This is a genomic window from Falsiroseomonas algicola (assembly GCF_011040385.1).
In the GTDB taxonomy this organism is placed as follows: Bacteria; Pseudomonadota; Alphaproteobacteria; order Acetobacterales; family Acetobacteraceae; genus Falsiroseomonas; species Falsiroseomonas algicola.
Genome location: NZ_JAAIKB010000046.1, coordinates 1 through 2,926, shown reverse-complemented (window position 1 = coordinate 2,926; position 2,926 = coordinate 1). Strand labels below are relative to the sequence as shown.

2 protein-coding genes and 2 pseudogenes are annotated in these 2,926 nt (G+C 70.2%); 1 reads left to right on the top strand and 3 read right to left on the bottom strand.

The window, feature by feature from the left end; translation table 11 throughout:
* A partial coding sequence (locus G3576_RS30905; protein WP_235952566.1) for an integrase core domain-containing protein occupies positions 1-282 on the top strand: 282 nt, incomplete at its 5' end.
* Between the two features lie 39 nt (positions 283-321).
* On the opposite strand, the gene istB is transcribed toward G3576_RS30905, so the two are convergent.
* The 3 genes and pseudogenes from istB to G3576_RS30890 form a co-directional block, all read right to left on the bottom strand.
* The gene (gene istB, locus G3576_RS30900) at positions 322-1,122 is read right to left on the bottom strand and encodes an IS21-like element helper ATPase IstB (RefSeq protein WP_164698320.1); all 801 of its coding nucleotides are present in this window, start codon (positions 1,120-1,122) and stop codon (positions 322-324) included.
* A 425-nt stretch (positions 1,123-1,547) separates the two neighbouring features.
* Positions 1,548-2,426, bottom strand: a pseudogene (locus tag G3576_RS30895) (IS21 family transposase); the annotation flags it as partial.
* A gap of 302 nt (positions 2,427-2,728) precedes the next feature.
* Positions 2,729-2,857: pseudogene (locus G3576_RS30890) on the bottom strand (IS5/IS1182 family transposase); the annotation flags it as partial.
* Positions 2,858-2,926: the final 69 nt, after the last annotated feature.

The following is a 2,926-nucleotide window of genomic DNA, read 5'->3' as shown; positions in this document are numbered from 1 at the left end:
AAAGAGGCGGGCGTCCGCCCCTCCACCGGCTCGGTCGGTGACGCCTACGACAACGCCATGGCCGAGGCGTTCTTCGCCACCCTCGAGTGCGAGCTACTGGACAGGCGCAGCTTCCGCTCCCAGGCAGAGGCGCGGATGGCGGTGTTCGCCTTCATCGAGGGCTTCTACAACCCCACCAGGCGTCACTCGGTCCTGGGCTGTAGCGCGACGATCTGGATGGTTTTGCGCGTCAATCAGGATGACGCGTTGACGGCACGGCGTTGGGATGATGGCGGGTGTTGATTGTCGCTGGCAAGCGGGCTGATTGTCGCGGCGCGTCAATCAGGATGGTGGGTCTGTGACGGGATCGAACTGTTTGACGGCCTTGCGTGACGCCGCGGATCTGCGTCGGTAGCTCTCGACGTTCATCTCAAAGATGGTGGCGTGGTGGACGAGGCGGTCGATCGCAGCGACCGTCATGGCGGGGCTGGGGAACAGCCGGCCCCATTCGCCAAAGGGCTGGTTGGCAGTTATCAGCAGGGACTTCCGCTCGTAACGTGCGGCGATGAGCTCGAACAGCACGGAGGTCTCGGCCTGGTCGCGGGCGACGTAGGAGAAGTCGTCGAGAATGAGCAGGTCGAAGCGGTCGAGCTTGGCGATGGCCTGCTCGAGCTGCATGGCCTGGCGGGCGAGTTGGAGGCGCTGGACGAGTTCGGAGGTCCTGGTGAACAGGACGCGGTAGCCGTTCTCGACGAGGGCCTGGCCGAGGCCGGCGCAGGCGTGGCTCTTGCCGCTGCCGGGCGGGCCGAACATCAGCAGGTTGACGCCGCGCTCGAGCCATTCGGTGCCGGCGGCCAATGCCATGACATGCGCCTTGCTGAGCGTCGGCACGGCGGCGAAGTCGCAGGTGGCGAGCGTCTTGCCCGATGGCAGGCGGGCCTCGGCGAGGTGTCGCTCGATGCGGCGTCGGGCGCGATCGGCGAGTTCCAGTTCCGCCAGTGCGGAAAGCAGGCGCGCGTCGGGCCATCCCTCCTTGTCGGCGCGGGCGGTGATGTCGGGCCAGAGGCGGGCGATGGTGGGCAGGCGAAGTTCGCCGAGCATGAGCGGCAGGCGCGCCACATCGGCGGTGCTGGTGGCGGTCATGCGGCGGCTCCCACGGCGAAGAGGGCGTCGTAGGTGGCGATGTCCGGCAGCGGGACAGCGATGTCGGGTGGCGCCTCCGGCCGCGGCGTGAAGCGTTCGCGCAGGCTGGCGAGGTCGGGGAGTTCGCCAGCATCGAGGAGCTCGTCGAGGGCGATGGCGAGTTCGGCCTCGCAGGCGCGATCATGGGCAAGGGCCAGCAGGCCGACCATGGCCCGGCAGGCGGCCGGGGCCGGCAGGGCGGCGAGCAGCGCGTCCCAGGTGCGGCGATAGGCGGTGCGGGGAAACAGCTGGTCCCGGTAGGTAAGGTTGAGCAGCGCGCCCGGCTTGCGGCGAAGGCTGTGAATGATGTGGCGGTAGTCGATGACATGGCCGCGCCGGCCGCGCCCGTCACCAGGAGCCCGGCCCCGCGGGAGGATGAGGACAGGGGTGGTGCCGAGGAAGCATTCCAGCCGGTCGTCGTGGAGGCGCACGCGCAGGCGGTGGCCGATGAGGGTGGAGGGGACGGTGTAGAAGACGTGGCGCAGGCTGAAGCCGCTGCTGCGGGTGACGGTGACGAGGGTCTCCTCGGCAGCGCCGGCGCGCTGCGGGGGCAGGTGCGCGAGGTGCGGCCGCTCGGCCTCGACGAGGCGACGGCGGGCGGCATTGGCGCGTCCGACGACGGCATCGCGGCTGAGGTTGCGGAAGGCGGCGGAGAGGCTGTCGGATCAGTGCTCCAGCGGCGCGCCGCCGAGCGTCCAGAGGGCGTCCTGCAGCCCCTCGGCGAGGGCGGTGAAGCTCTCGCCGCCGAGCACCACGCGGACGTGCTGCCAGCCGGAGAAGGCGAGGCGGAAGTGGTAGAGCCGATGCTCGAGCGGCTGGCCGGCGATGCTGACGCCGAGCGAGGTTGCCTCGGTGAAGTCCGACAGGCCCAGCCGCCCCGTCGGATGATCCTGGCGGAAGATCACCTCGCGCGCCGGGCCGGCCACCGCCTGCCAGTGGCGGATCCGCCGCTCCAGCGTGCGGCGGATGCCGATGGGCAGGTCGGGATGGCGGCGGCGGAGTTCCTCGAGCAGCGTGACCGGCCGCAAGCCCGGGGTGGCCTCCAGCATCGGCACGATCTCGCTGTCCCAGACCGCGGCCAACGGGTCGGGCCTGCGCCGGCCGCGGGGTGCCGCCCGTTCGGATGGTGGGCGGGGATCGGCCTCGATCCGCGCGCCGGTGCTGGGGCTGAAGCCGGCCATGGCGGCCGCAGTGGCCCGGCTATGGTTGCGTCTGAGCGTCATGCAGCGCCTCGCCTGGTGATCGGTGATGTGCGAGCCGGGCAAGGCGGCGATCCCCTTGGGATGACCGCCCATTCCGGCACACCGAACCGCCAAGGCACCCCACCCTGTCCGGCAAGGGCGCCCGCCGGGGTCAGCCTACGGCCGGGCTACGCCCGACCTCCGGCTGACCCCGGCGCCGCTCATCCTGATTGACGCGCTCAACCATCCTGTTTGTCGCTGTGCACTGGGCTACCTCTCGCCCATCGAATACGAAGCCAGAGCCATGGCCGAGAACGACTGATCCCTACCCGCTAACCGTCCACGGAAGTGGGGCAACTTCAACTCCAGGGCCGCGCGGCAACACTTACCTTGCTGTCGTGGCGGTTGGCCGGGCCAAGCGTCAGGCCGAGCGGCGTGCCCTCAGCATCTGCGAGGACGCTGTGCTTCGTGCCGGGCTTACCCCGGTCGGTCGGGTTCGGCCCTGTCCCGTAACCGTTGTCTGGACCCCACGGCGAACGTGGCTTGACGGTGCGGCGAAGGCTGGTTCAGCGCGGCGATTGATG

Bases quoted from the DNA above. Each gene is read 5' to 3' on its own strand.
- istB (WP_164698320.1), bottom strand. From the start codon at position 1,122: ATGACCGCCACCAGCACCGCCGATGTGGCGCGCCTGCCGCTCATGCTC.